The following is a 22,265-nucleotide window of genomic DNA, read 5'->3' on the forward strand; positions in this document are numbered from 1 at the left end:
ATCCCGTGTGGGTGGGTTGTGATCAAGCTGTGCTATGTGTAGTGGTTATTAAGCCACTTGTGTTTGGGCTATAGTGTACTGTGATTTGGCTGCTTCCCATTGCAAAACTGGAACTGCACGGGTAATGGCCAAATTGATTCGCTCATTAAGGAGTTCACTTTGTACGGTATATTCAGGACTAAAATCGCGGTCTGTGGCATAGACACCAATAGGCAAGGTTTGTGCTTGGAAAAAACTGAATAAAGGGCGCAATTGATGTTCTAAAACCAGTGCATGTCGCTCGCTGCCACCAGACGCAGCCAATAATACAGGCACATCAATCAATGCATTTTGTTCAACAAAGTCAAAGAAATGTTTAAATAAACCTGTAAATGAAGCCCGATAGACAGGTGTTCCTACAATCAGTGCATCTGCATTTTCTACAGTAGCTAAATCGTCTTGCACTTGTTGAGGCAATTGATTGCGGTAAATTGCACCACCTAAAAGTGGCGCAATTTCACTAAATTTAATGAAATGTACCTGAATCGGGATGGCTCTGGCCAAACGCTCTACTAGGGTCTGTAACAGCGCTTCTGTTTTAGAAGGTGCATTGAGCCCCCCGGAAATGGCAACAATATTGAGCGGTTTTTGCTGAGAATATGACATGTGCTGAACAACCTAAAAATAAATTAATTTGGAATGTCGCTATTAATCATGATTGGGCTGTGCACTGTAAAATAAGCAAAAGCTGTAAAGTTATCTCATTTCTAGATATGCACTCTAGGCATGGATTGGGGCTAAAAACTAAAGCATAAGTTGTTAAAATTTATATTTATATTTTATCTAAATAAGGTTTTTCGTTTATAGATGGCATATATATAAAAAAGTGATGCGTATTCAAGCAATTTAAAAAAGCTGAAAAATGACGATTTTTTGCACAAGCATAGTCATAAAAAACGGGAAGCAGACGCACAGGATTAATCCTGTGCATCAATACTTTGACCGTTCATGTGTAAGCTGTCATCGCCCATTAAATATAAATAGGCAGGCATGATTGCATCGGGTGTTGGTAAGGTTTTTGGATCTTCATCTGGATAGGCTTTGGCACGCATGGCTGTGCGGGTCGCACCTGGATTAATGCAGTTGTAGCGAATATTCGGGTGAACTTGCTCTTTGGCAAATAATTGGCTGACTGCTTCAATCGCAATTTTAGAAACTGAATAAGCCCCCCAGCGTTCACGTGCTTCACGACCAACCCCTGAACTGGCAAATACCACCGAGGCATGTTCTGATTTTGCCAAGAGCGGCAATAATTCCTGAGTCAAGACAAAAGGCGCACGTAAATTTACCGCCATGACATCATCCCAGACATCTGCAGGGTAATTGGCCAGCTCGGTGCGTTCACCTAAAATGCCCGCATTGTGCAAAATACCGTCTAAACGTCCGAATTGTTTCTCTAGAGTATCGACCAGCAACTCATAGTCACGTGGCGAAGCGCTAGACAGTTGCAGCGGTAAAATAGCAGGTTGTGGTGCACCTAAACTTTCAATTTCATCATAAATGACTTCAAGTTTATTGAGGGTACGACCATGCAATACCACAGTGGCCCCATGCAGGGCATAACTGAGGGCAGCGGCACGTCCAATACCATCTCCCGCACCGGTAATGAGGATAATGCGATCTTTTAACAGATCGGGGCGAGGTTGATATTCTGAGTATTTCATGGTCATCCCTCCTATATTGATTTTTTATTGGTCATGTTTTAAAGGTGATATTCGTGCTTTGACAGGTGTTATAGAATCAACTCAGGTATTGGCATTCAGGCTGCTTGATAATGTTGCGGCTTGCAGCACCAATTTGTCTAAAACCGTATGTAATTCAGCGACTGAATCCACTATACAATCTGCTTGCCACGCTGTTAAGTCATCTTTGTGTTGTAACGGTAAATAACCGTAAGCGGCCAGAATGGTGTACATATTGGCATTGCGGCCTGCATCAATATCACGTGGATGGTCACCCACATAAATACAATCTTCAGGGGCAATTTCAATCTGTTTGGCCGCCAAATACATAGGTTCTGGGTCTGGCTTGGTACGGCTAACATCTTCAGGGCAGACCAAAACCGCACAGCGGTCAGTTAAATTCAGTGTTTTGAGCAGTGCTTCGCTGAGCCAGCGGGGTTTATTGGTGACAATTCCCCACGGAATTTGACGCTGTTCCAAAGCTTCGAGCAGTGGATACATGCCCTCGAAAAGATCGGTTTCTACCGCAATATCTGCACCGTACAGGTCTAAAAAGCGTTGTCGGTGCGCAAGAAATACAGGGTCATCTACCTCAAGTTCTGGATAGACCAGTTTTACCATTGCCCGTGCACCTTCAGACACCTGTGTACGAATGGCATCTGCTGCCACAATCTCACAGCCTTTGTCACGGCACATGTCTTGAATGATGCGAATAAAATCTGCAGCGGTATCAATTAAGGTGCCATCGAGGTCGAATAAAACGGCTTTCATTCTGTTACCTCATTGACCGTGTAAACCATGTAGTTCACATCAACATTAGGTGCCAACCAATAGCGTTTAGTCAGTGGGTTGTAGTGTAAACCCGTCATATCTTTAAGTTTTAAACCCGCTTGGCGAATGTCGTGTGCCAATTCAGACGGTTTAATAAATTTATGATAATCGTGTGTGCCTTTGGCTAACATGCGCAGCACGTATTCTGCCCCAATAATGGCAAATAGGTATGATTTAGGGTTGCGGTTAATGGTCGAGAAAAATACATGACCGCCCGGCTTGACCAGTTTTTGGCAGGCTTGAATAATCGAGGCCGGATCAGGTACGTGCTCTAACATTTCCATGCAAGTCACCACATCGTATTGACCAGCTTGCTCATCTACCAATTGCTCAACAGGAATTTGGCGATATTCAATATTGTGTACGCCTTCTTGTTCTGCATGCAGGCGTGCCACGTTTAAAGGTGCTTCGCCCATATCAATTCCAAGCACATTGGCACCGCGACGAGCCATGCTTTCTGCCAAAATACCACCACCACAGCCGACGTCTAGCACTTTCTTGCCTGCCAAGCCGCCTGCGTGCTCATCAATCCAGTTTAAGCGCAGTGGATTAATCATGTGCAGGGGACGGAACTCGGAATGCTGATCCCACCATATGGCTGCAAATGCTTCAAATTTGGCAATTTCTTGTGGATCAACATTCAAATGCGACATGGGTGCCACCTCAATTGGGTCGTGATAATTGGAAAAATAGATATAAACCCTAGTGTAGCGTTAATTCTAAAAAAAGCGATAAAAGCTGTAAAAAAGTTCACAGAAGGAAAACGAAATCAGCATAATTGATTTATAGTGTTGCCATACACTAAACAGAATGATTTAGAGGATTATAAACGCAATGAAAAAATTCCTTTTAGGTAGTTTGGCAACAGCCATCTTTGCTATTTCTGGTAGCACTATGGCGGCAAATTTTGTAGCAGGTAAAGATTATAGCGTTGTCGCCAACCCGGGTAAGGTTGATGTACCGGGTAAAATTGAAGTGCGTGAGTTCTTTTGGTATGGCTGTGGTCACTGCTTTACTTTAGAACCATATATGCAAACATGGTTACGCCAGTTACCTAAAGATGTGAATTTTGTGCGTACTCCTGCAGCCATGAATCCTGTTTGGGAAATGAATGCACGTGGTTATTATGTGTCTGAAGCTTTGGGTGTGCGCAAGAAAACTCACTTGCCACTTTTCCATGCCATTCATGACAAAGGTCAGCAAATTTTTGACCAACAATCACAAGCTAAATTCTTTGTGAAATATGGTGTACCTGAAGCGAAATTTAACAGCATGTTTAACTCGTTTGCGATCACCTCTAAAATTTCACAAGCTAAACAATTGGCGCGTCAGTACCAATTGACAGGTGTACCTGCGGTGGTGGTGAATGGTAAATATATCGTTCAAGGCGATAACGGCAAAGTGATTCAAGTAGTGAACTACTTGGTTGATCAAGAGCGTAAAGCTAAGAAATAAGCAGATGCAATAACAAGATGATGCAAGGCTGAATCAGCAGCGCATCGCTAAAAACCGCAATGATTGCAACGTCATTGCGGTTTTTTTAATGCAGGTTAAAAGTGTGTTGTATGTTTAATCTGCGACAGGCTGCGGACGTTGCCAGTGGCAAATGCCACGAAATAATAAATGTACTTGAGTAATGGTTTGTTGAATAAAACGCTGCTGTTGTTCAGGTAATTTTTCGGCTTCAAATTGGCGTTCTAAACCAATCCAGCTCATTGCCCAATTTAACGATAAATTAATTAAAATATTGGCCAGAATGTGAAAATCTTCAGCATGCTGAAAATGTTGTACGCTTTCGACCCGTTGTAAATCATTAGCTAAATCTTCAATTAAAAAATCAATTTCACGGGCGATGGCTTGCCGTAAAATGGTCGAACCGCCCCAGCGTTCGGCAATTAAAAAAATCCATTGTTGTGGATGTTGATCGACAGATTTAAAAAATAGGGTCAATGCCTTTTCGGTCTGTGCATCGGGTTGGTATAAATAAGCTTGTCCCAACTGATACAAAATACCTTTAATGTGCAAGGCAACTTGATCGACCAAATCTAGCCCCAACTCATCCATATCTTGAAAATGCCGATAAAATGCGGTGGGCACCAGTCCAATCTGTCGTGAAATTTCTCTTAAGCTAATGCTGCTAAATGCACGTCCTGCGCTGCAAAGTTGCAGCACTGCATCCATAATTGCCTGACGACTTTGTTGTTTTCGTTCTTCCCGAATCGACATTGTATTTCCTGATTCTGCCAGTGCCGCGCAGTCTAACAAAAACCTGTGTTTCACGATAATACTAAAAGATGAATGAAGCCACTTTGTAAAAATACAGGCAAAATTTACCGAAACAGCACACGTCAAGCTTTGGAAAAGCGACCTGCGCTGTGGCATCTGTTATACTTGAGGGCAATTTATTTGAGCCAAAAATAAGGACACATTATGCGTATTGACCAACGAGCTTTAGATCAATTACGTGAGGTAAAAATTACCCGTAACTATACTCGCTATGCTGAAGGTTCAGTGTTGGTAGAGTTTGGTCATACCAAAGTTTTGTGTACTGCAAGTATTGATAACTCTGTACCGCGCTTTTTAAAGGGGCAGGGACAAGGTTGGGTAACTGCAGAATATGGCATGTTGCCACGTTCAACCCATACCCGTAGTGACCGTGAGGCGGCGCGTGGTAAACAAAGCGGACGTACACAGGAAATTCAGCGCTTAATTGGTCGTAGCTTGCGTGCCATGGTCGATTTGAAGAAACTGGGTGAAAACACCATTACCATTGACTGCGATGTGATTCAGGCCGATGGCGGTACCCGTACTGCAGCCATTACAGGTGCAGCAGTGGCATTGATTGATGCTATGAATGTGTTGCTAGAAAAGAAAAAAATTAAGCATGATCCATTAAAGGGTTTGGTGGCTGCAATTTCTGTGGGCATGTACCAAGACCAAGTGTTATTGGATTTGTGCTATGAAGAAGATTCAAATTGCCAAACTGATTTAAACGTGGTGATGACACAAGCAGGTGAATTTATTGAAATTCAGGGTACTGCTGAAGATAAGCCGTTTAATCGTGTGCAATGTAATGCCATGTTGGAAATGGCAGAAAAAGGTATTCAGGAATTGGTGAAAAAACAGCAACAGGCTTTAGGTTGGTAAACCAAGTTTTCTAAGATTGTACCACTGTTTTAAACGCATCTTCGGATGCGTTTTTTTATGGATGCGCTTGAATCATGTCAGGAGGGCTGAATCAAAATTATACAATACCGATGCGTGGATTCTTTTAAGATGATCAAAAATGTTTAAAACAGGAAGATGCCCATGAAATTACTGATTATTTTGATGTCTGCAATGATGTTGCTACTGACCGCATGTGATTCACGTTCAGAACGTGAAAATGAAGACAATCGTAGCGTACTCGGTCAAGCTTCTGACAACGACAACGACAACGACAACGACAACGACAACGACAACGACAACGACAACGACAACGACAACGAAGATGATGATTGAGTAGCAATTCAGGCATAAAAAAGGAGGCAAGCTTGCCTCCTGAATTTCAACTTATCTAAGTTTAAGCATTGAAACGCATCGATAAATCAATAGCTTTCACATCTTTGGTCAAGACACCCATCGAAATATAATCAACGCCTGTGCTGGCCACTTCACGTAAATTTTCAATGGTGATGTTGCCGGATGCCTCAAGTTTGCAACGCCCCGCCACATGCTGAACAGCATCAATCATCTGTTGTTGGCTAAAGTTGTCTAGCATCACAATATCGGCTTTGGCATCGAGGGCTTGATTGAGTTCATCCCAAGTTTCCACTTCAACTTCTACAGGCTTACCCGGTGCAATGGCATGTGCTTTGGCAATTGCCTGAGTAATGCCACCCGCTGCCATAATGTGGTTTTCTTTAATTAAAAAGGCATCAAACAAGCCTAAACGATGGTTTTGACCACCACCGACAGTCACGGCATATTTTTGTGCAATGCGTAAACCTGGTAAGGTTTTACGGGTATCTAATAATTTGGTGTTTAAGCCTTCAAGCTGTTGCACATAAGCCGCAGTTTTGGTGGCAACCGCAGACAAGGTCTGCACAAAATTCAATGCAGGACGCTCTAAGGTTAATAGACTGCGAGCTGAACCTGCCAATTTTAAAAAAGCTTCGTTAGCAGCAACTCGATCTCCATCATTTTTTAACCAAGTCACTTGAACATTGGCATCGTAAGCTTGAATCAGTGCATTTACCCACGGCTGACCTGCCAGAATCATATCTTCGCGGCTGATAATGGTCGCAGTGGCCTGCTCATCTTCAGGGGTCAATAATGCGGTAATATCACCATCGCCAATATCTTCTTGCAGCGCTTGCTGAATATTGATTTGGATAGAGTGTTCAAGCAAAGATGGAGAGATGCTCATAAGATTTTCCGTGTCGGTTTTGCCCATGAAAATTGCGCGTTATATTAGCATTGTTCTGCGTCTGGATGTATTTTTTAGCCGCGTTCGGGTGTAATTTAAGGTGTTCATTGCCATGGCTTGGCATTAAACTGAAAATAGACTTCTATTTTTCTATTCTAATTGCTTGAGGGTTGCCTTATGCAGCATGAGCCGTCGTTTCAGGTGGTTGAAGGACAATTACAGGGGGCAAGACAAGTCCCATCTCCAAATTTCAACGCCCGTCCGACAGATCAAGAGATTCAATTGCTGGTCATCCATAATATTAGTTTGCCGCCGTCACAATTTGGCGGGGGCTATATCGAGCAGTTTTTTCAGAATCAGCTGGATTGGTCGCAGCATCCTTATTTTCAGACTATTCAGGGCATGCAAGTGTCGGCACATTTGCTGATTTTAAGAACAGGCGAAGTGCTGCAATTTGTCAATTTTGCAGATCGGGCTTGGCATGCAGGGCGTTCTAGTTATATGGCACAGCCTGAATGTAATGATTATTCGATAGGTATTGAGCTGGAAGGCAGTGACGATTTACCTTTTGAAGAGGTACAGTATGCACGTTTGGTACAAGTGGTGCAGGCCTTGCAACAGGCGTATCCACGTATTCAGCAGCATATTGCAGGGCATTCCGATATTGCCCCTGGTCGTAAAACTGACCCCGGGCCTTTTTTTGACTGGCAGCGTTTTCGTGAACAGTTATCTCAAGCTAAAGCTTAGACATTACAGAAAAAATTGATCAATCAATAACAAAACTTTGTTGATGCTTTGATTACAATAGCGACTAAATTTTTAATTGGGTGGTAACGATGGCGCTTTGGCGATCGACCTTTATTGTCAGTGCAATGACCATGCTGTCACGAGTACTTGGATTAGTCCGTGACGTGGTGTTGCTGAATGTATTTGGTGCAGGTAAAGATTTCGATACCTTTGTGGTGGCGTTTCGTATTCCCAACTTTTTCAGGCGTTTGTTTGCCGAAGGGGCATTTTCGCAGGCCTTTATTCCGGTACTGACCGAATACAAAACCAGTCGTACCCATGCCGAAGTACAAATTCTGATTAGTCGGGTCTTTGGCTGTCTAATGACAGTAATGACAGGACTAACCTTTGTTGCCATGGTGGCTGCACCTGCGGTGATGTATATCTACGCACCGGGCTTCCATAGCGACCCTGCCAAGTTTGCTTTGGCGACCGATATGTTCCGCCTGACCATTCCTTATTTGTTATTTATGTCGTTAACGGCATTTGCCAGCAGTATTTTAAACAGCTACGGCTCATTTACTACGCCTGCATTTGCACCTGTATTGCTGAATCTGGCAATGATTGCAGGGGCTTTATGGCTCACGCCGTACATGGCAGAGCCAATTATGGCACTGGGCTGGGCGGTGATTATTGCAGGGGCTTTACAACTTGCAATTCAAATTCCTGAATTGTGGCGTAAAAAACTGCTGATTCCACCCAAGGTTGATTTTAAACATGAAGGTGTGGATAGGATTATGAAGCTGATGCTGCCTGCTTTGTTTGGGGTGTCGGTCACGCAAATTAACCTGTTACTCAATACCATTTGGGCCTCTTTCATGCAGGATGGTTCGGTATCTTGGTTGTATAGTGCAGAACGTATGACAGAGTTGCCGCTAGGTTTAATTGGTGTGGCGATTGGTACGGTTATTTTACCGTCACTGTCTGCACGTCATGCAGAACAGAATATGGATAAATTCCGTGGCATGATGGACTGGGCGGCACGGGTAATTATTTTGGTGGGTGTACCTGCCAGTATTGCACTGTTTATGCTGTCTACCCCGATTATTCAGGCCTTGTTTGAGCGTGGTCAGTTTACCTTTCAAGACACACAAATGACGGCTTTGGCCTTGCAATGTATGAGTGCAGGGGTAATTTCATTCATGCTGATTAAAGTCTTTGCACCGGGCTTTTATGCGCAGCAAGACACCAAAACCCCAGTACGTGTTGGTTTAATGGCCGTAGCAGCCAATGCCATTTTAAACGTGGTGTTTATTGGCTTCTTTAAACTGATTGATTGGGAAGCTGAGCACATGGCATTGGCATTGGCATCTTCAGGTTCGGCTTTGGTCAATGCTGGCATGCTGTATTTTTATTTGCATCAGCGTAAGATTTTCCGTTTTGGTGCACACTGGAAAAAACTTATTCTGCAATTTTCCGTTGCCAATGCGGTGATGATTGCTGCGTTGTGGTACGCCTTAACTTGGTATAACGGTGATGTATCACAGTGGATGCGTGTGGCTGAAGTGACTGCACTATGTGTGGTGGGTGTGCTGGCGTATGCCATTGGTTTGTTGGCAACAGGTTTTAGACCACGTCATTTAAAACCATAAATACAGAAATCGCTGTTGATTGCATTCCAAACATCAAGTAAAAAAATACCGCAATTTTAATTGCGGTATTTTTCTCTCAGCGCTTGATCAAAAGTGTGAGCGGTGATTATTTTAAAATCTCTAAGAGTTCCACATCAAAAATAAGCGTGCTGTTTGGCTCAATGGCATCACCTGAGCCAATTTGACCGTAGGCCAATGCAGCAGGAATGAAGAAGCGGTATTTGGCACCGACTTTCATTAGCTGTAAACCTTCAGTCCAGCCCTGAATGACTTGACTCACCTGAAATTCAGCGGCCTGATCACGAGCAATGGAGCTGTCAAATACCGTACCATCAATTAGGCGACCTTCATAATGCACTTTGACAGTCGAGGTGGCTTTTGGTGATTTACCTGCACCCGCTTGTAAGACTTGATATTGCAAGCCAGACTTAGTGACTTTTACCCCTGCCTTTTTTGCATTGTTACTTAAAAAGGCTTGCCCAATTTTTACATTGGCATCGGCTACTTTTTTCAGTTCAATCAGTTGCTTGGCTTCGGCTTGTTTTCTAAATTGGGTTAAAACCCGTGCCATTTCTTCATCGCTCAGACTGGCAGGCTGGTCTTGGGTAGCCATTTTTAAGCCTGTCATAAAGGCTTCTAAATCAATGTCTTTTAGCGTTTCAGCATTGCTGCGCCCCATTAAATAGCCAAAGCTATAACCCACCTGATCTGCGACAGGGCTTTTATTGGTCACTGTTTTTGCAAAACCACTGCTACTGAGTAGCACAATACACACAAGGGCGAGGTGTTTTTTCATTATTTCCGTCCTAAGACAATACAGGAGAGCCAAGCTCTCCTGAAAGGGCGATGTTGTTATTTCACTTCAATCAGTTCAACATCAAAAATTAAGGTACTGTTGGCAGGAATCATACCCGGTACGCCTTGTTCACCGTAGCCCAATTGTGATGGGATATACAGCGTGGCTTTGCCGCCTTCTTTCATAAGTTGTAAGCCTTCAGTCCAACCTGGAATCACTTGGTTCAGTGGGAATTCAATTGGTTCGCCACGTTGTACTGAGCTGTCAAATACTTTGCCATCGACCAGTTTACCGGTGTAGTGCACTTTCACCACAGAGCTTGCTGTTGGCTGTTTGCCTGTACCTTCTTTAACGACTTGGTACTGTAAGCCAGATGCTGTGGTTTGTACGCCTGCTTTTTTACCATTTTCAGTTAAGAATGAATCACTGGCAGTTTGGGCAGCTTGTGCTTGAGTCGTTTGTTTTTGTTGCAACTCTTGCTGGAACTGTTCATAGGCTTTTTGTAGTTCTTCTTCGGTATAAGCAGGTTGTTTACGCGCATGACCTTCACGCACACCTGTTACAAAGCTGTTGATGTCCAGCTCTGGTGGGGTTTGATGTGCCACTTCATAACCCAAAGCGTAGCTGATTTTTTCAACGGCTGAGGCATTTGCAGACGCCTTAGAAGTCGCAACCGCAGGGTTTTGAGAGGCATAATAAACAGGAACAAGTGCAGCACCGCCTAAAATTACAGCAACAGCGATGGGTAAGGCTTTACTCATAGGTTTTCTCAAATTCATTTTATAGTTAAAAAAGCAGCATTCATCTTAGCAGACTTTTTTACAGACTTTTCTATTTTGATACCTGCGTTGAAGCAGGTATCGATTCAACGTTTTAATATATGCTGCTTACGCAGTTTATTCTATAACAGACTGAATATCTAAAACATTTTTTATACATAAATCTTATCAATTCAGGATTCGCTGTGAGCAAATTAAGAAAACTCTGATTTAGTTTGAGCTGCAGGAAAATTTTTATTGTAATCGTAAAATGATTAAGACAGCGTTCTGTGGGCTTGTCGTCCAATAATTGGATTAACCTTCGGTTCGACCCACTTTTGTTTCGGCAAAAGTGGGCAAAACCATTGTCATCCACAAAACCTGTTTAATGCTTGTATCCCTTTCATTATTTCACAAAAAAAATAATGGTCTAATACTACGCAGGTTGTGGATGACACTTCCGAGTATCTTCATGTTATCTAGGTTTTTAGATAAGCGGTTTTACCTAAATAAAGATAGACATAAATATATTTGACTATCCTGATTTAACTTAAAATCAGTCAAAGTCGGCCTTTAACACCACCCGATAGCGAGCCTTGCCTTGATGCAAATGTTCAATGGCCTGATTGATCTGTGACATTGGAAAAACTTCGACTTGCGGGGCAATCTGTTTGCGTGCTGCAAATTGAAGTAATTGACGCAGAGCTTTGGGTGAACCTGTTGAAGACCCCGTCACTGATTTTGCACCACCAATCAAGCTGCCTGCCTTAATAGGCATGGGTTCCAGCGCTAAACCTAGCATGTGAATAGTGCCATGCGGTGCCAGCGTGCTTAAATAGGCATTCCAGTCCAAGCTCACATTTACCGTACTTAAAATCAGGTCAAATTTGCCACGTTGGGTTTTAAGCGCAGCGGCATCACGGCTGTTCACCACATGATCTGCCCCCATGGCCAACAATTCTGCAGTTTTGTCGGGGTTAGTACTAAAGGCCGTAATTTCACAGCCCCATGCTTTTAAGAGTTTGATTGCAATGTGGCCTAAGCCACCAATACCAATCACAGCAACATGATGCACTGCCTGAATTTGGTGTTTCAGGATCGGATCAAATACGGTAATTCCCCCACAGAGTAACGGCCCTGCACTGACAGGATCGACCGCATCGGGTAAGGGGATGACCCATTGCCAGCCTGCACGGACTTTATCGGCAAAACCACCTGCATGCCCGACAATGGTGGCTGTGGTGCCATTGCTGCACAGTACTTGTTCTCCCGCTACACAGGCATCGCAGTATTGGCAACTGTCTGCTGTCCAGCCAATACCTACGCGCTGTCCAACTTTTAAGCCCTTGGCTTCTGCACCCAATTGGGTAATGGTGCCAATAATTTCATGTCCTGCCACTACAGGATAGACTGAAGAATGCCAGTCATTTTGAATGACCGAGAGATCGGAATGACATAAGCCGCAATATTCAACTTTGACTTCTACTTGATGTGCCTGCAGTTCACCTGCATCAAACTCATAGGCTTGTAGTGGTTCACCCGCTTGCATTGCGGCATAGGCTCGAATTGTATTACTCATATTGCACTGTCCTTGTCATGGGCTGACTGTGTGATTACGGCTAAGGATTAGTATGCTGAACCTGTGTCAGGTTTTTAAAGTTGCAGTGATTTTCATGGTCATTGACCATACCAACGGCCTGCATAAAGGCATAACAGGTAGTTGGCCCTACAAATTTAAACCCTTTTTTCTTTAAGGCTTTAGACATGGCCACACTGGTTGTGGTTTGGGCAGGGGCAAGACGATAGTCAGGCACGTCATTAGAAATAGGCTGCTGTGCGACAAAATCCCAGAGCCATTTCACAACGTCTGTCTCATCATCTTTTAATTGTTGCCATGCAATTGCATTGTCACGAATGGCAGTTAATTTGCCTGCGTGCCGAATCAAACCTGCATCTTGTAATTTAAGTGCGATCTCATCATCACTGAGGGCTGCAATTTCAACAATGCTGTATTGAAAAAAATGCTGACGATAAGCTTCACGTTTTTTTAGAACAGTAATCCAAGACAAACCTGCTTGTTGACCTTCTAGGCAAAGCATTTCAAACAGATGTGCTTCTGCAAATACAGGTCGTCCCCATTCTAAATCGTGATAGGCCATATAGAGCGGATCATCGGAGCACCAGCCACAGCGTTGTAAGGTCATGTGCGTACTCCTGATCAATTAAGGTATAAAATAATCGGGCAGATTAAAGCTGAAATTGCGTCCATTGGTCGTTTTGGTTATCCCAATAATATAACTCGGCCTGTTCTAAGTCCTGAAAGGAAATCCAGTTATCTTTACCGACTTTATCTGAGTAGCCTGTGCTGATGAGTAAGGCATCTTCGGTAATTTCCATGACCCAACCTTGATGGCTTTGTCCTGCCAATACAATTTTTTGTTGATTGCCAGATTCAGCAAATTCCACCAGTCGATTAATCAGGGCTTCAGACATGAAATGTTCCTAACAAAATTAACGTAAATAAGGATAAGGATTGACCGCACCGCGTCCTTTACCATTTAAATAGAGCCCATAATGCAAATGTGCTGCGGTATGTCGGGCATTGCCTGTATTGCCCACATAGCCAATATGTGCCCCAGCTTTGACATAATCGCCAACTTTGAGTCCACGCTTATGTCCATCTAAGTGTGCATAATAATGCCAAGTGCCTGCAGGCCCTAATATCCAAATTACTTTACCACCTAAGCGATTATCGCGTAAGTCTGCAATTAAACCTTCTGTGGCGCTATACACTTTGCTGCCTTTCGGAGCAATGATGTCGATGCCTTCATGTAAACGTCCGCGACTACGAGATGCACCCCAAGTGTCATTCAACTGATGTGCTTTAATGCCCTGTACAGGAATGGGTAAGCGGTTTTTTAAACTCATTTGATTGAGTTTTTGCACCAAGGCAGGCGGGAGTGGGGAACTGGGACGTTTCGGTGTAGAACTACAGGCCGCAATCAATAAAGTGAAGAGTGACAGGCTTAAAACAGCAATCCATCGAAACATAAGACATCCTTGTAATGGCAGTGAAAGCAAAATTTTCATTCATCACGATGCTTGACTATGTCACAGATTGATTGCTGAGATCAATTTTTTCATGGCGGTTGGAATGCCTAAATCGCTGGCTTGTTGCGGACTATACCAATCTGCATTCAGTTCTATTGCCAAGTGTTCTTGTAGATCAGCATCGACCTGAAAACACAGTGCTTCAAGCTGCCAAGTGAAATGGGTAAAGCTATGTGAAATCTGTGCGCGTTGCTGTACCTGTTTAAGGCTCAAGCTTTGACACAGTTGCTCAAAAGCCTGTGCATCTTCAATGACAGGCAAACACCATAGTCCACCCCAAAGTCCTGTATTGGGACGTTGTTGCCATAACCACTGATCTGCGCATTGCAGTACTAAGACCTGTGCAGATTTAACGGGTACGGCTTTTTTCGGTTTTTTAAAGGGCAATTCCTGCTCTAAACCTTGTTGATGTGCTTTGCAGTGTTGTTGCATTGGGCAATATAAGCACAGTGGTTTTTTGGGGGTACAAATGGTGGCGCCCAAATCCATAATAGCCTGCGTATAGTCGTGATTACGCACTTCGGGGCAGAGCTGTTCTGCCAGTTGCCACATGGCACGTTCATGTACAGGTTTGGATAAATCATCTTCAATAGCAAAAAAACGTGCTAAAACCCGTTTGACGTTGCCATCCATAATGACGCCGTATTGGCGTAAACCCAGCGACATCATGGCACCACCCGTAGAGCGACCAATGCCCGGCAAAGCCATCCACTGTTCGAGCGTACTTGGAAAATGTCCTTGCTGTGCCACAATGGCTGCGGCTTTATGCAAGTTGCGGGCGCGGGCGTAATAGCCTAAACCTGCCCAATACGGTGCAACTTCATCCCAAGTTGCACGTCCTAAATCTTGCACTGTCGGAAAGCGCTGCAAAAAACGCTCAAAATATTGCAATACGGTTTTGACCTGAGTTTGTTGCAGCATGATTTCAGACACCCACACCGCATAGGGATCATCGGCGACTTGCCACGGCAGGTCATGGCGTCCGTGTTGATCGAACCACGTGAGGAGAGCATCGGAAAATGAAAAAGCAGTCATGCGAACCCAGTTTGTAAAGTAGCGGCTTAGTATAGCCAAACTGGCGTGGGAATTACGTGCATAAAAAAAGAAGATGAGCGTGCATCTTCTTCTTTAGGTTTGGTTTCACTTGGTTTGGGATAAAACGAGTCGTGGTTTAAATTTGACCGCTCATACCCCAACGGTTATCCAATTTTAAGGTCTGACCTTCATAGCGTGGAATAATGTGGATGTGTAAATGCTCAGATTTAGCATCAAACACATCGCCATCATTAAAACCCACATGGAAACCTGCAGGTTGATGACGCAATTGTAACTCATTGCGCGCCAATTCTAATAAAGACAATAAACTTTTACGTTCTTTGTCTGTAATGTCAAAAAAAGAGCCGACGTGACGTAGCGGAATGATCACGCAATGTCCTTTAGACAGGGCATTGGGTTCAGGCAAAATTACCCCAAATTCATTTTTTGCCAAAACATCATAATCATCAAAATTGCAATAAGGGCATTGCTCAGTCATTGTTATATCCTCTTCTTTAAAATTTTCTTGGCTTGCGTTGAGTATATGCTGCGTAATGTGAACAGCAGATTAATCTGCTAAACGACGATCCAACACTTCATACATGGCAGCTAAACCTTGTTGCTCTGCCGATGCGTTATAGCCTAAATCGACCCCATTGGCTTTGGCACGTTCATCGGCTTGAGGGTTACTAAAGCCGTGTTTGGCATCTTCAAAAATAATCACTTCATGCTCTACTTGAGCCGCGTGCATTTCTTCACGGAAACTTGCGACGTCGTCTAAAGTCACCATGCTGTCCAGTTCACCATGCAACACCAAAATCTCGGCTTGTACCTGACCTTGTTGTGCAGGGGCTTTCGGGCTGAGGTTGGCGTGGAAGGTCACCACTGCTTTTAATGCTGCGCCAGAACGAGCCAAATCCAGAACGACTTTGCCGCCATAACAGAAACCAATTGCAGCGAGTTTATCGCGATTTACTTCAGGTTGGGCAGCTAAAGTGTCCAAAGCTGCAGACGCACGAGTCACAATTGTGTCAGCATCTGCAAAAGTTTGCATCATCCATTCATTGGCTTGGGCTGCGGTGGTGGTGACTTTTTTATCGCCATACATATCAATCGCTAAGGCTGCAAAACCATGTTCAGCCAATTCACGCGCGCGTTGTTCGGTGTATTCGTTACGTCCCCACCATTCAGGTGCGACAATCATCCCCGCGACAGCTTGTGCTGTTTCTGGTGCAGCAAAATAACCGATCAGTTTGCTGCCATCTGCAGCCGTATATTCAATTTCGCGAGTTTTGATTGCTAAAGCCATGCCTTATTCCTTATCGTTTTCAATGCCATGATTAAAGCATAATAATATGGCACGCATTTTTAAAAACAGGGTAAATACTGCCTATAAATGTGAGAAAATATTTTTAAAATAGCCAAATTGGCATTTGTTGCGTAAAAAGCGGACATAAAAAAAGAAGGAAAAATCCTTCTTTTTTATCTGATTTTTAGGAATTTATAGACGAGGTCACTAGATTTTTCCGCGAGAGAGGAAACCAACAATTGCCAAAATCACAGCAATCACCAATAAAATAATGGCAAAGTCTTTGGATAAACCTGCGACACCACCAAAACCAAGTAAACTCGCGATTAACGCAATCACTGCGAAGATTATAGCCCAACGAAACATAATTGTTCTCCATGTGTTTTTATAGCTTCTGAATTTAGTATAGGGAGCTGAACGCAGCACACTGTTTTGTTTTTGTGTATTAAATGTTCAGTTGTTTGAGTTAAGTGTTTGATTCATTTAAAGACTAAACAAAAGCAACAAGTTGAAACAAGGCTGTTATAATGACGCAGTTTTGTTATTTTCTGTGCGCTATGTCTGATCAATTACGACCTGAATTTTGGAAAAACTATCCGCTGAATGCCTTAAATACTGCGGAATGGGAAGCCTTGTGCGATGGTTGCGGTTTATGCTGTTTGGTCAAACTAGAAGATGAAGACACGCAAGAAGTGGCCTATACCAAAGTGGCGTGCAAGTTACTGGACTGTAACACAGCACGTTGTTCAGATTATGCCAATCGCTTTGACTTTGTGCCCGATTGCATTCAACTTACCCCCGGAAAACTAGAAAAAATTCACTGGTTGCCGCCAAGTTGTGCCTATCGTCGTTTAAAACAGGGCAAAAATTTGCCATCTTGGCATTACTTAAATACGGGCTCACGCCAAAGTGTGATTAAAGCCAAAAAATCTGCGGCAGGGCGTTGTATTTCAGAACTGGATGTTGCAGAAGAAGATATAGAAGATTATGTGGTGCGTTGGGTGCGTTAATTCATACTGCAGAATAAACTTTGAATCGTGTTTTAGCGATAAATCGGTACGATTAGAAATACTCCAAAGCTTGAGATCATAGTAGACTAGGTTGAAGTCAAGTATAGAAATAACAAGATGTCAGAGAGTCATATTCCACTGCCTGAGCGTTTGCGTCCACGCGATTTATCGCAAATTATTGGTCAAGATCATCTTTTAGGTGAGCAAGCGCCGTTACGCCAAATGATTGATCAGGGGCATTTGCCTTCAATTATTTTCTGGGGGCCACCAGGGGTGGGGAAAACCACCATCGCTTTGCTGTTGGCGCAGGCGGTAGATCGTCCTTTTATCAGCCTTTCTGCCTTGAATACTGGGGTCAAAGAGCTGCGTGAAATTATTGCCGAAGGCGGCGATTTGCTCACACCAGTGGTGTTTATTGATGAAATTCATCGCTTTAATAAGTCGCAGCAAGATGCCTTATTAAATGCGGTGGAAAAGGGCAAAATCACCTTAATTGGTGCGACCACTGAAAATCCATCTTTTGAAGTCAATAGTGCGCTGCTTTCACGTTGTCAGGTCTATACCTTAAAGGCTTTAGATGCCGATTCGATTCAGACTTTGCTTACTCAAGCCATTCAGCAAGATCAATTCTTAAAAGACCGTTATATTCAGATTGAAGAATTTGATGCTCTGATTCAGTTTGCTGCAGGTGATGCACGCAAGGCTTTAAACCTACTGGACTTGGTGGCAAGCACCTTTGAACCCGAGGTGGAAAATATCATCACCAACGCGATTGTGGTCAAGGTTGCGCAACAAAACATTGCCCGTTATGACAAGTCAGGCGAGCAACATTATGATTTGGTATCGGCTTTTATTAAGTCAATTCGTGGCAGTGACCCCGATGCTGCATTGTATTGGATGGCGCGCATGCTCAAAGGCGGTGAAGACCCGAGCTTTATTGCGCGTCGCATGTTGATTGCTGCTTCGGAAGATATTGGCAATTCAAATCCGAATGCCTTGTTATTGGCAGGCGAGTGTTTCCGCTCGGTACAAGTGCTGGGTATGCCCGAAGCGCGGATTATTTTAGGACAATGTGCAGTATATTTGGCAACCAGTGCCAAAAGTAACAGTACTTATTTGGCAATTAATAAAGCCATGGATTTGGCTGAAAAAACCGCCAACTTACCTGTGCCACTGCATTTGCGTAATGCACCGACCAAACTGATGAAAGAACAAGGCTATGGCGTAGATTATTTGTATCCGCACAATTACCCAGAGCATTTTGTGCTACAGGACTATTTGCCGCCTGAACTGAAAGGCACAAAGTTGTATGAGTCGGCACGTAATAAACGTGAAGTGGAAGGTGAGCGTTTACAACAACGTCGTTGGCAGCAGACTCAATCCTAAGCGATTTGGTATAGCTGAAAAGATATTTGTAAAAGTATTGGCATAAAAAAAGCTCAAGAATCAACTTGAGCTTTTTTAGATTTGTTTGCAGCCTTGAGTGCTGCATTCAAAGGTTTAAAGCGGTTTGATGTTTACAGCATTCGGGCCTTTTTGACCTTGCGCAATGCTGAATTCAACTTGCTGACCTTCGTGTAAAGTCTTGAAGCCTGAGTGTGCGATTTCGCTGAAATGCGCAAACACATCTGGACCAGATTCTGGTTGAATAAAACCAAAACCTTTAGTTTCGTTAAACCACTTTACCGTGCCTTTCATTGTCGGATTTGACATAGGGAAATATCCTGCTGAATTTTAATATGTTGCAATCTAAAAAAGATTTGGAATAACTGGGAAAAAGATGCGACTTAAAATCTGAACAAACGAAGGATTACAAAATAAAACTACGGACTTAGACGATTAAAACGAACTTCATATTTTTCTAGTATGACAACAAGCATACACGGAATTGCAGAATACACAATTTAAATTCAGATAAATTTAAAAATAGGCAGACAGACTGGGCATTGTGGATGGGGCGATTTTTTCAAAGATTTGGTTTGTAAACCCTGTTTGGTCTACAGCAAAATACAAAAAACCGAGCAATGTTGCTCGGTTTTGGGAATTCAGCTTTTAAAATTGAAAAGCTTGAATTAGATATTGTCTAAGTCGATGCCTAAACGTGCAGCAACTTCTTCATAAGCTTCAACCACACCGCCTAAACCTTGACGGAAACGGTCTTTGTCGAGTTTCTTCTTGGTGTCTTTGTCCCATAAACGGCAACCGTCTGGAGAGAACTCATCACCCAACACAATACGGTCGTGGAATACACCAAACTCAAGTTTGAAGTCGACCAAAATCATGTTACCTGCATCAAACAATGCTTTTAATACATCGTTGACTTGGTAAGTTAATTCTTTCATTTTTGCCAATTGTTCAGCATTGGCCCAACCTAAAGTAATCGCTTGAGATTCGTTTACCATTGGGTCGCCAAGAGCGTCATCTTTAAAGAACAATTCAAATGTAGGTGGGGTCAGTTCTTTACCTTCTTCTACACCTAAACGACGGCAGAGTGAACCTGCAGCGTAGTTACGAATAACGCACTCTACAGGAATCATGTCTAACTTTTTCACCAATACTTCGTTTGGTGTAAGTAGTTTTTCAAAGTGAGTTTCGATACCCGCTTCAGCCAATTTTTCCATGATAAAGGCGTTAAAACGGTTGTTCACCTTACCTTTACGATCTAGTTGTTCGATTTTTTCGCCATTGAACGCAGAGGCATCATCACGAAAGACTAAAATCAGGTGGTCTGCACTGTCTGTGGTATAAACAGATTTTGCTTTACCAGTATAGAGCAAGGTTTGTTTTAACATGAGGGAACCTTTTTCAAAAAAAAATGCCTAGTACGGCTAGGCTGGCCAATTTTGGTAAATCTGGGCCAACAGATCTGCAGCTTTTTCTTGATCTGCAAAGCTGTTATCGGCATTGAATACAGCTAGGTTGTTGCTCGAACCGACAGAGGTCAATCTTAAGACATAAATCTGTTGATCGACCTTAATGGTTGCCTCGTAACGGTTCTTACTTTGACCAACAATGCTGTAATTCAGACTGCTGAGGGTGGCAAGTGTGTATTGCCAAATTGTAGCAGAATTTCCATCAATTTTGAGCAACGGATTTTGGTTTCCGTCAACTACGGGTTGAGGACGTCCAATTTGCGTACTGTCTTGAACTGTGTTGCTGCTGGCTTGCATGGCTTCAGGACGTGGCATCGCAAAACGGTTGCCACGTGCATTTTCAAGCTTAGGTGCATTTGCCGTTGCTAAAGGGTCAACGCTTGGTGCAGGATACAACGGTGTTGCAGGTCGAACCACAGAACCTTCTGGATATTGAAGTGGTGCTAAAGTAGCGGCGTCTTTATAGTCCAATGAACCATTATTGATGGAAAGAGAACTACAACCAGCCAAACTCAATACTGAAAGTGCGGCGATAAAACCAAAACGTAATTGCATCATACTAAGCTCTTTTATTGAATGACACCCGCAGCCTGAAGGGCTTCGCGTAACGGTGCACGATATTGTTCTGCAAGCGGAGTTAATGGCAGGCGAATTCCTGTACCAATTAATCCCATTTCATGAAGTGCCCATTTCACAGGAATTGGGTTCGATTCACAAAATAGAATATTGTGTAAATTTGCAATCGCACTGTTTTGTTGCTCTGCACCTGCAGCATCACCTGCGATTGCAGCCGCGCAAACTTGGCTCATGGCTTTTGGTGCAACATTGGCAGTTACAGAAATATTGCCTTTTGCACCGTGCAGCATCAATTGATATGCCGTAGCGTCATCGCCTGAATACACCACCATGTTTTTGCCTGTTAAGCCAGCCAATAATTGCTGACCACGTGGCACATCGCCCGTTGCATCTTTTACGCCCACAATATTTGGGATGTCTGCAAGACGGATGACCGTTTCATTTGACATATCTACACCAGTACGACCCGGTACATTATATAAAATGATAGGTAAATCAACTGCTTCTGCAATTGCTTTATAGTGCTGGTATAAACCTTCCTGAGTTGGCTTATTATAATAAGGCGTTACCAATAAGGCCGCATCTGCGCCCAATTGTTGTGCTTCTTTGGTCAGTTCGATGGCTTCATGCGTTGAGTTTGCACCAGTACCAGCAATGACAGGAATACGCTTATTTGCGACGCGAATAATTTCTGCGATCACTTTGGTGTGCTCTTCCATACTTAAGGTCGATGCTTCACCAGTTGTACCTACAGCAACAATACTGTTGGTACCTTGTTCTATGTGCCACTCAACGAGCTTCTCGAGACCTTTCCAATCTACGCTGCCATCTTCTAACATTGGGGTGACAATTGCGACAATTGAGCCTTGAATGGTCTGTGCTTGCTGAGTCATTTTTTAAAAAGATCCTATTTTTCCATCCACAGAGGTGTAGAAAAGGTAGATGTGGATGGTTGCAGTATTTTGATTTGGGTCAAAATTCAATCAAATTGATTAAATAATGCTTAGCCAAATTATGACTGATTCAGTGTGTCAGAACAATATGCTTTCGTCAAAGCAATCATAAACTTTGTTTAATTTAGTATTTTAGGATCAGCAGCTTGTTGTTCAAAATAAAAAAATAATAACCATCTCCTTTGTACCCAAATTTTCATTGGTATGGCGCAACCCACATGAGCAAGAACAAAGCGTTGCTTTGTTTGCTGCGCAAGGGGGCGAGCATATTTTTTGCTGCTATTGCGTTATGTGCCAGTCATTTAGAATGACTAAATTTCCTGTCTCATGCCTTATATCAGCTAAAAAATCTTGCGAGATATATCTCTCACGTCGCAAACATAGATGAATTGTCAACAGACCCTAGATATTTATATAAAAAAACGCTCAATTCAGACCTTATAGCTCTTATATCTGACTGTTTTAATCGGGATATTTTGATTTTTGATTCTTAAGAATAATAGCTT

The 22,265-nt window shown here is 43.1% G+C and carries 26 protein-coding genes and 1 pseudogene; 7 read left to right on the forward strand and 20 right to left on the reverse strand.

Features of this window, described 5'->3' with window-relative positions:
* Positions 1-78 precede the first annotated feature (78 nt).
* The 4 genes and pseudogenes from msuE to ubiG all read right to left on the reverse strand — a co-directional run.
* Positions 79-645 (reverse strand): annotated as a pseudogene (gene msuE, locus HYG89_RS08115) (FMN reductase); the annotation flags it as partial.
* 311 nt (positions 646-956) lie between these two features.
* Complete coding sequence (locus tag HYG89_RS08120; protein WP_131261239.1) at positions 957-1,703, reverse strand: YciK family oxidoreductase; 747 nt, start codon at positions 1,701-1,703, stop codon at positions 957-959.
* Between the two features lie 81 nt (positions 1,704-1,784).
* Positions 1,785-2,492: an HAD family hydrolase gene (locus HYG89_RS08125; RefSeq protein ID WP_178867029.1), complete on the reverse strand. Its 708-nt coding sequence runs from the start codon at positions 2,490-2,492 to the stop codon at positions 1,785-1,787.
* Positions 2,489-3,205, reverse strand: coding sequence for a bifunctional 2-polyprenyl-6-hydroxyphenol methylase/3-demethylubiquinol 3-O-methyltransferase UbiG (ubiG, locus tag HYG89_RS08130; protein WP_178867031.1), 717 nt, complete (start codon positions 3,203-3,205; stop codon positions 2,489-2,491). The genes HYG89_RS08125 and ubiG overlap by 4 nt, the downstream gene beginning before the upstream one ends.
* Positions 3,206-3,386: 181 nt before the next feature.
* On the opposite strand from ubiG, the gene HYG89_RS08135 reads away from it, so the two are divergent.
* A complete protein-coding gene (locus HYG89_RS08135) occupies positions 3,387-4,007 on the forward strand; it encodes a thiol:disulfide interchange protein DsbA/DsbL (protein ID WP_004974070.1) in 621 nt (206 codons plus the stop codon).
* Positions 4,008-4,121: 114 nt separating this feature from the next.
* On the opposite strand, the gene HYG89_RS08140 is transcribed toward HYG89_RS08135, so the two are convergent.
* Complete coding sequence (locus HYG89_RS08140; RefSeq protein WP_178867114.1) at positions 4,122-4,778, reverse strand: TetR family transcriptional regulator; 657 nt, start codon at positions 4,776-4,778, stop codon at positions 4,122-4,124.
* 204 nt (positions 4,779-4,982) lie between these two features.
* Here HYG89_RS08140 and rph point away from each other — a divergent pair, with 204 nt between their 5' ends.
* Both rph and HYG89_RS08150 read left to right on the forward strand, forming a co-directional pair.
* On the forward strand, positions 4,983-5,699 hold the full coding sequence (gene rph / locus HYG89_RS08145) for a ribonuclease PH (protein ID WP_004974074.1): 717 nt from the start codon (positions 4,983-4,985) through the stop codon (positions 5,697-5,699).
* 162 nt (positions 5,700-5,861) lie between these two features.
* Positions 5,862-6,053 (forward strand): hypothetical protein, encoded by a 192-nt coding sequence (locus HYG89_RS08150; protein WP_178867033.1) that lies wholly within the window; start codon positions 5,862-5,864, stop codon positions 6,051-6,053.
* Positions 6,054-6,114: 61 nt separating this feature from the next.
* Here the strand turns inward: HYG89_RS08150 and nadC are convergent, their stop codons facing one another.
* Positions 6,115-6,960: a carboxylating nicotinate-nucleotide diphosphorylase gene (nadC, locus tag HYG89_RS08155; RefSeq protein WP_178867035.1), complete on the reverse strand. Its 846-nt coding sequence runs from the start codon at positions 6,958-6,960 to the stop codon at positions 6,115-6,117.
* A gap of 177 nt (positions 6,961-7,137) precedes the next feature.
* Between nadC and ampD the strand changes: the two genes are divergently transcribed.
* The gene (ampD, locus tag HYG89_RS08160) at positions 7,138-7,707 is read left to right on the forward strand and encodes a 1,6-anhydro-N-acetylmuramyl-L-alanine amidase AmpD (RefSeq protein ID WP_168525268.1); all 570 of its coding nucleotides are present in this window, start codon (positions 7,138-7,140) and stop codon (positions 7,705-7,707) included.
* Between the two features lie 80 nt (positions 7,708-7,787).
* Complete coding sequence (gene murJ / locus HYG89_RS08165; protein WP_171525557.1) at positions 7,788-9,338, forward strand: murein biosynthesis integral membrane protein MurJ; 1,551 nt, start codon at positions 7,788-7,790, stop codon at positions 9,336-9,338.
* Positions 9,339-9,444: 106 nt separating this feature from the next.
* Here the strand turns inward: murJ and HYG89_RS08170 are convergent, their stop codons facing one another.
* From HYG89_RS08170 to HYG89_RS08215, 10 genes are all read right to left on the reverse strand, one after another.
* On the reverse strand, positions 9,445-10,134 hold the full coding sequence (locus HYG89_RS08170; protein WP_178867037.1) for an FKBP-type peptidyl-prolyl cis-trans isomerase: 690 nt from the start codon (positions 10,132-10,134) through the stop codon (positions 9,445-9,447).
* Between the two features lie 56 nt (positions 10,135-10,190).
* Positions 10,191-10,895 carry an FKBP-type peptidyl-prolyl cis-trans isomerase gene (locus tag HYG89_RS08175; RefSeq protein ID WP_178867039.1) on the reverse strand — a complete coding sequence of 235 codons (705 nt, stop codon included), beginning with the start codon at positions 10,893-10,895 and terminating at the stop codon, positions 10,191-10,193.
* Positions 10,896-11,448: 553 nt separating this feature from the next.
* Entirely contained in the window at positions 11,449-12,471 is a 1,023-nt protein-coding gene (locus HYG89_RS08180; RefSeq protein WP_178867041.1) for an NAD(P)-dependent alcohol dehydrogenase, read from the reverse strand.
* Positions 12,472-12,511: 40 nt separating this feature from the next.
* Positions 12,512-13,096: a DNA-3-methyladenine glycosylase I gene (locus HYG89_RS08185; RefSeq protein ID WP_178867043.1), complete on the reverse strand. Its 585-nt coding sequence runs from the start codon at positions 13,094-13,096 to the stop codon at positions 12,512-12,514.
* 43 nt (positions 13,097-13,139) lie between these two features.
* Entirely contained in the window at positions 13,140-13,385 is a 246-nt protein-coding gene (locus HYG89_RS08190) for a hypothetical protein (RefSeq protein WP_178867045.1), read from the reverse strand.
* A gap of 18 nt (positions 13,386-13,403) precedes the next feature.
* Positions 13,404-13,943 (reverse strand): M23 family metallopeptidase, encoded by a 540-nt coding sequence (locus tag HYG89_RS08195; RefSeq protein WP_178867047.1) that lies wholly within the window; start codon positions 13,941-13,943, stop codon positions 13,404-13,406.
* A 60-nt stretch (positions 13,944-14,003) separates the two neighbouring features.
* Entirely contained in the window at positions 14,004-15,038 is a 1,035-nt protein-coding gene (gene mutY, locus HYG89_RS08200) for an A/G-specific adenine glycosylase (RefSeq protein WP_131261235.1), read from the reverse strand.
* Positions 15,039-15,174: 136 nt separating this feature from the next.
* Positions 15,175-15,537 (reverse strand): HIT family protein, encoded by a 363-nt coding sequence (locus tag HYG89_RS08205; RefSeq protein WP_070155794.1) that lies wholly within the window; start codon positions 15,535-15,537, stop codon positions 15,175-15,177.
* 69 nt (positions 15,538-15,606) lie between these two features.
* Positions 15,607-16,347, reverse strand: a complete 741-nt coding sequence (locus tag HYG89_RS08210) for a dienelactone hydrolase family protein (protein ID WP_178867049.1) — start codon at positions 16,345-16,347, stop codon at positions 15,607-15,609.
* 207 nt (positions 16,348-16,554) lie between these two features.
* Entirely contained in the window at positions 16,555-16,713 is a 159-nt protein-coding gene (locus HYG89_RS08215) for a DUF1328 domain-containing protein (protein WP_004974108.1), read from the reverse strand.
* 191 nt (positions 16,714-16,904) lie between these two features.
* Between HYG89_RS08215 and HYG89_RS08220 the strand changes: the two genes are divergently transcribed.
* Both HYG89_RS08220 and HYG89_RS08225 read left to right on the forward strand, forming a co-directional pair.
* On the forward strand, positions 16,905-17,357 hold the full coding sequence (locus HYG89_RS08220) for a YcgN family cysteine cluster protein (protein ID WP_178867051.1): 453 nt from the start codon (positions 16,905-16,907) through the stop codon (positions 17,355-17,357).
* Positions 17,358-17,474: 117 nt separating this feature from the next.
* On the forward strand, positions 17,475-18,743 hold the full coding sequence (locus HYG89_RS08225) for a replication-associated recombination protein A (protein WP_004974112.1): 1,269 nt from the start codon (positions 17,475-17,477) through the stop codon (positions 18,741-18,743).
* Positions 18,744-18,857: 114 nt separating this feature from the next.
* Here HYG89_RS08225 and HYG89_RS08230 read toward each other — a convergent pair whose 3' ends face one another.
* The 4 genes from HYG89_RS08230 to dapA all read right to left on the reverse strand — a co-directional run bounded on the left by HYG89_RS08230 (position 18,858) and on the right by dapA (position 21,699).
* On the reverse strand, positions 18,858-19,070 hold the full coding sequence (locus HYG89_RS08230) for a cold-shock protein (RefSeq protein WP_004974113.1): 213 nt from the start codon (positions 19,068-19,070) through the stop codon (positions 18,858-18,860).
* Positions 19,071-19,429: 359 nt separating this feature from the next.
* Entirely contained in the window at positions 19,430-20,149 is a 720-nt protein-coding gene (gene purC / locus HYG89_RS08235) for a phosphoribosylaminoimidazolesuccinocarboxamide synthase (RefSeq protein WP_178867053.1), read from the reverse strand.
* Between the two features lie 36 nt (positions 20,150-20,185).
* On the reverse strand, positions 20,186-20,785 hold the full coding sequence (locus tag HYG89_RS08240; protein ID WP_178867116.1) for a lipoprotein-34 precursor (NlpB): 600 nt from the start codon (positions 20,783-20,785) through the stop codon (positions 20,186-20,188).
* Between the two features lie 14 nt (positions 20,786-20,799).
* Positions 20,800-21,699: a 4-hydroxy-tetrahydrodipicolinate synthase gene (gene dapA, locus HYG89_RS08245; RefSeq protein WP_131261232.1), complete on the reverse strand. Its 900-nt coding sequence runs from the start codon at positions 21,697-21,699 to the stop codon at positions 20,800-20,802.
* Positions 21,700-22,265: the final 566 nt, after the last annotated feature.

This window comes from Acinetobacter sp. SwsAc5 (assembly GCF_013391485.1).
Taxonomy (GTDB): Bacteria; Pseudomonadota; Gammaproteobacteria; order Pseudomonadales; family Moraxellaceae; genus Acinetobacter; species Acinetobacter towneri.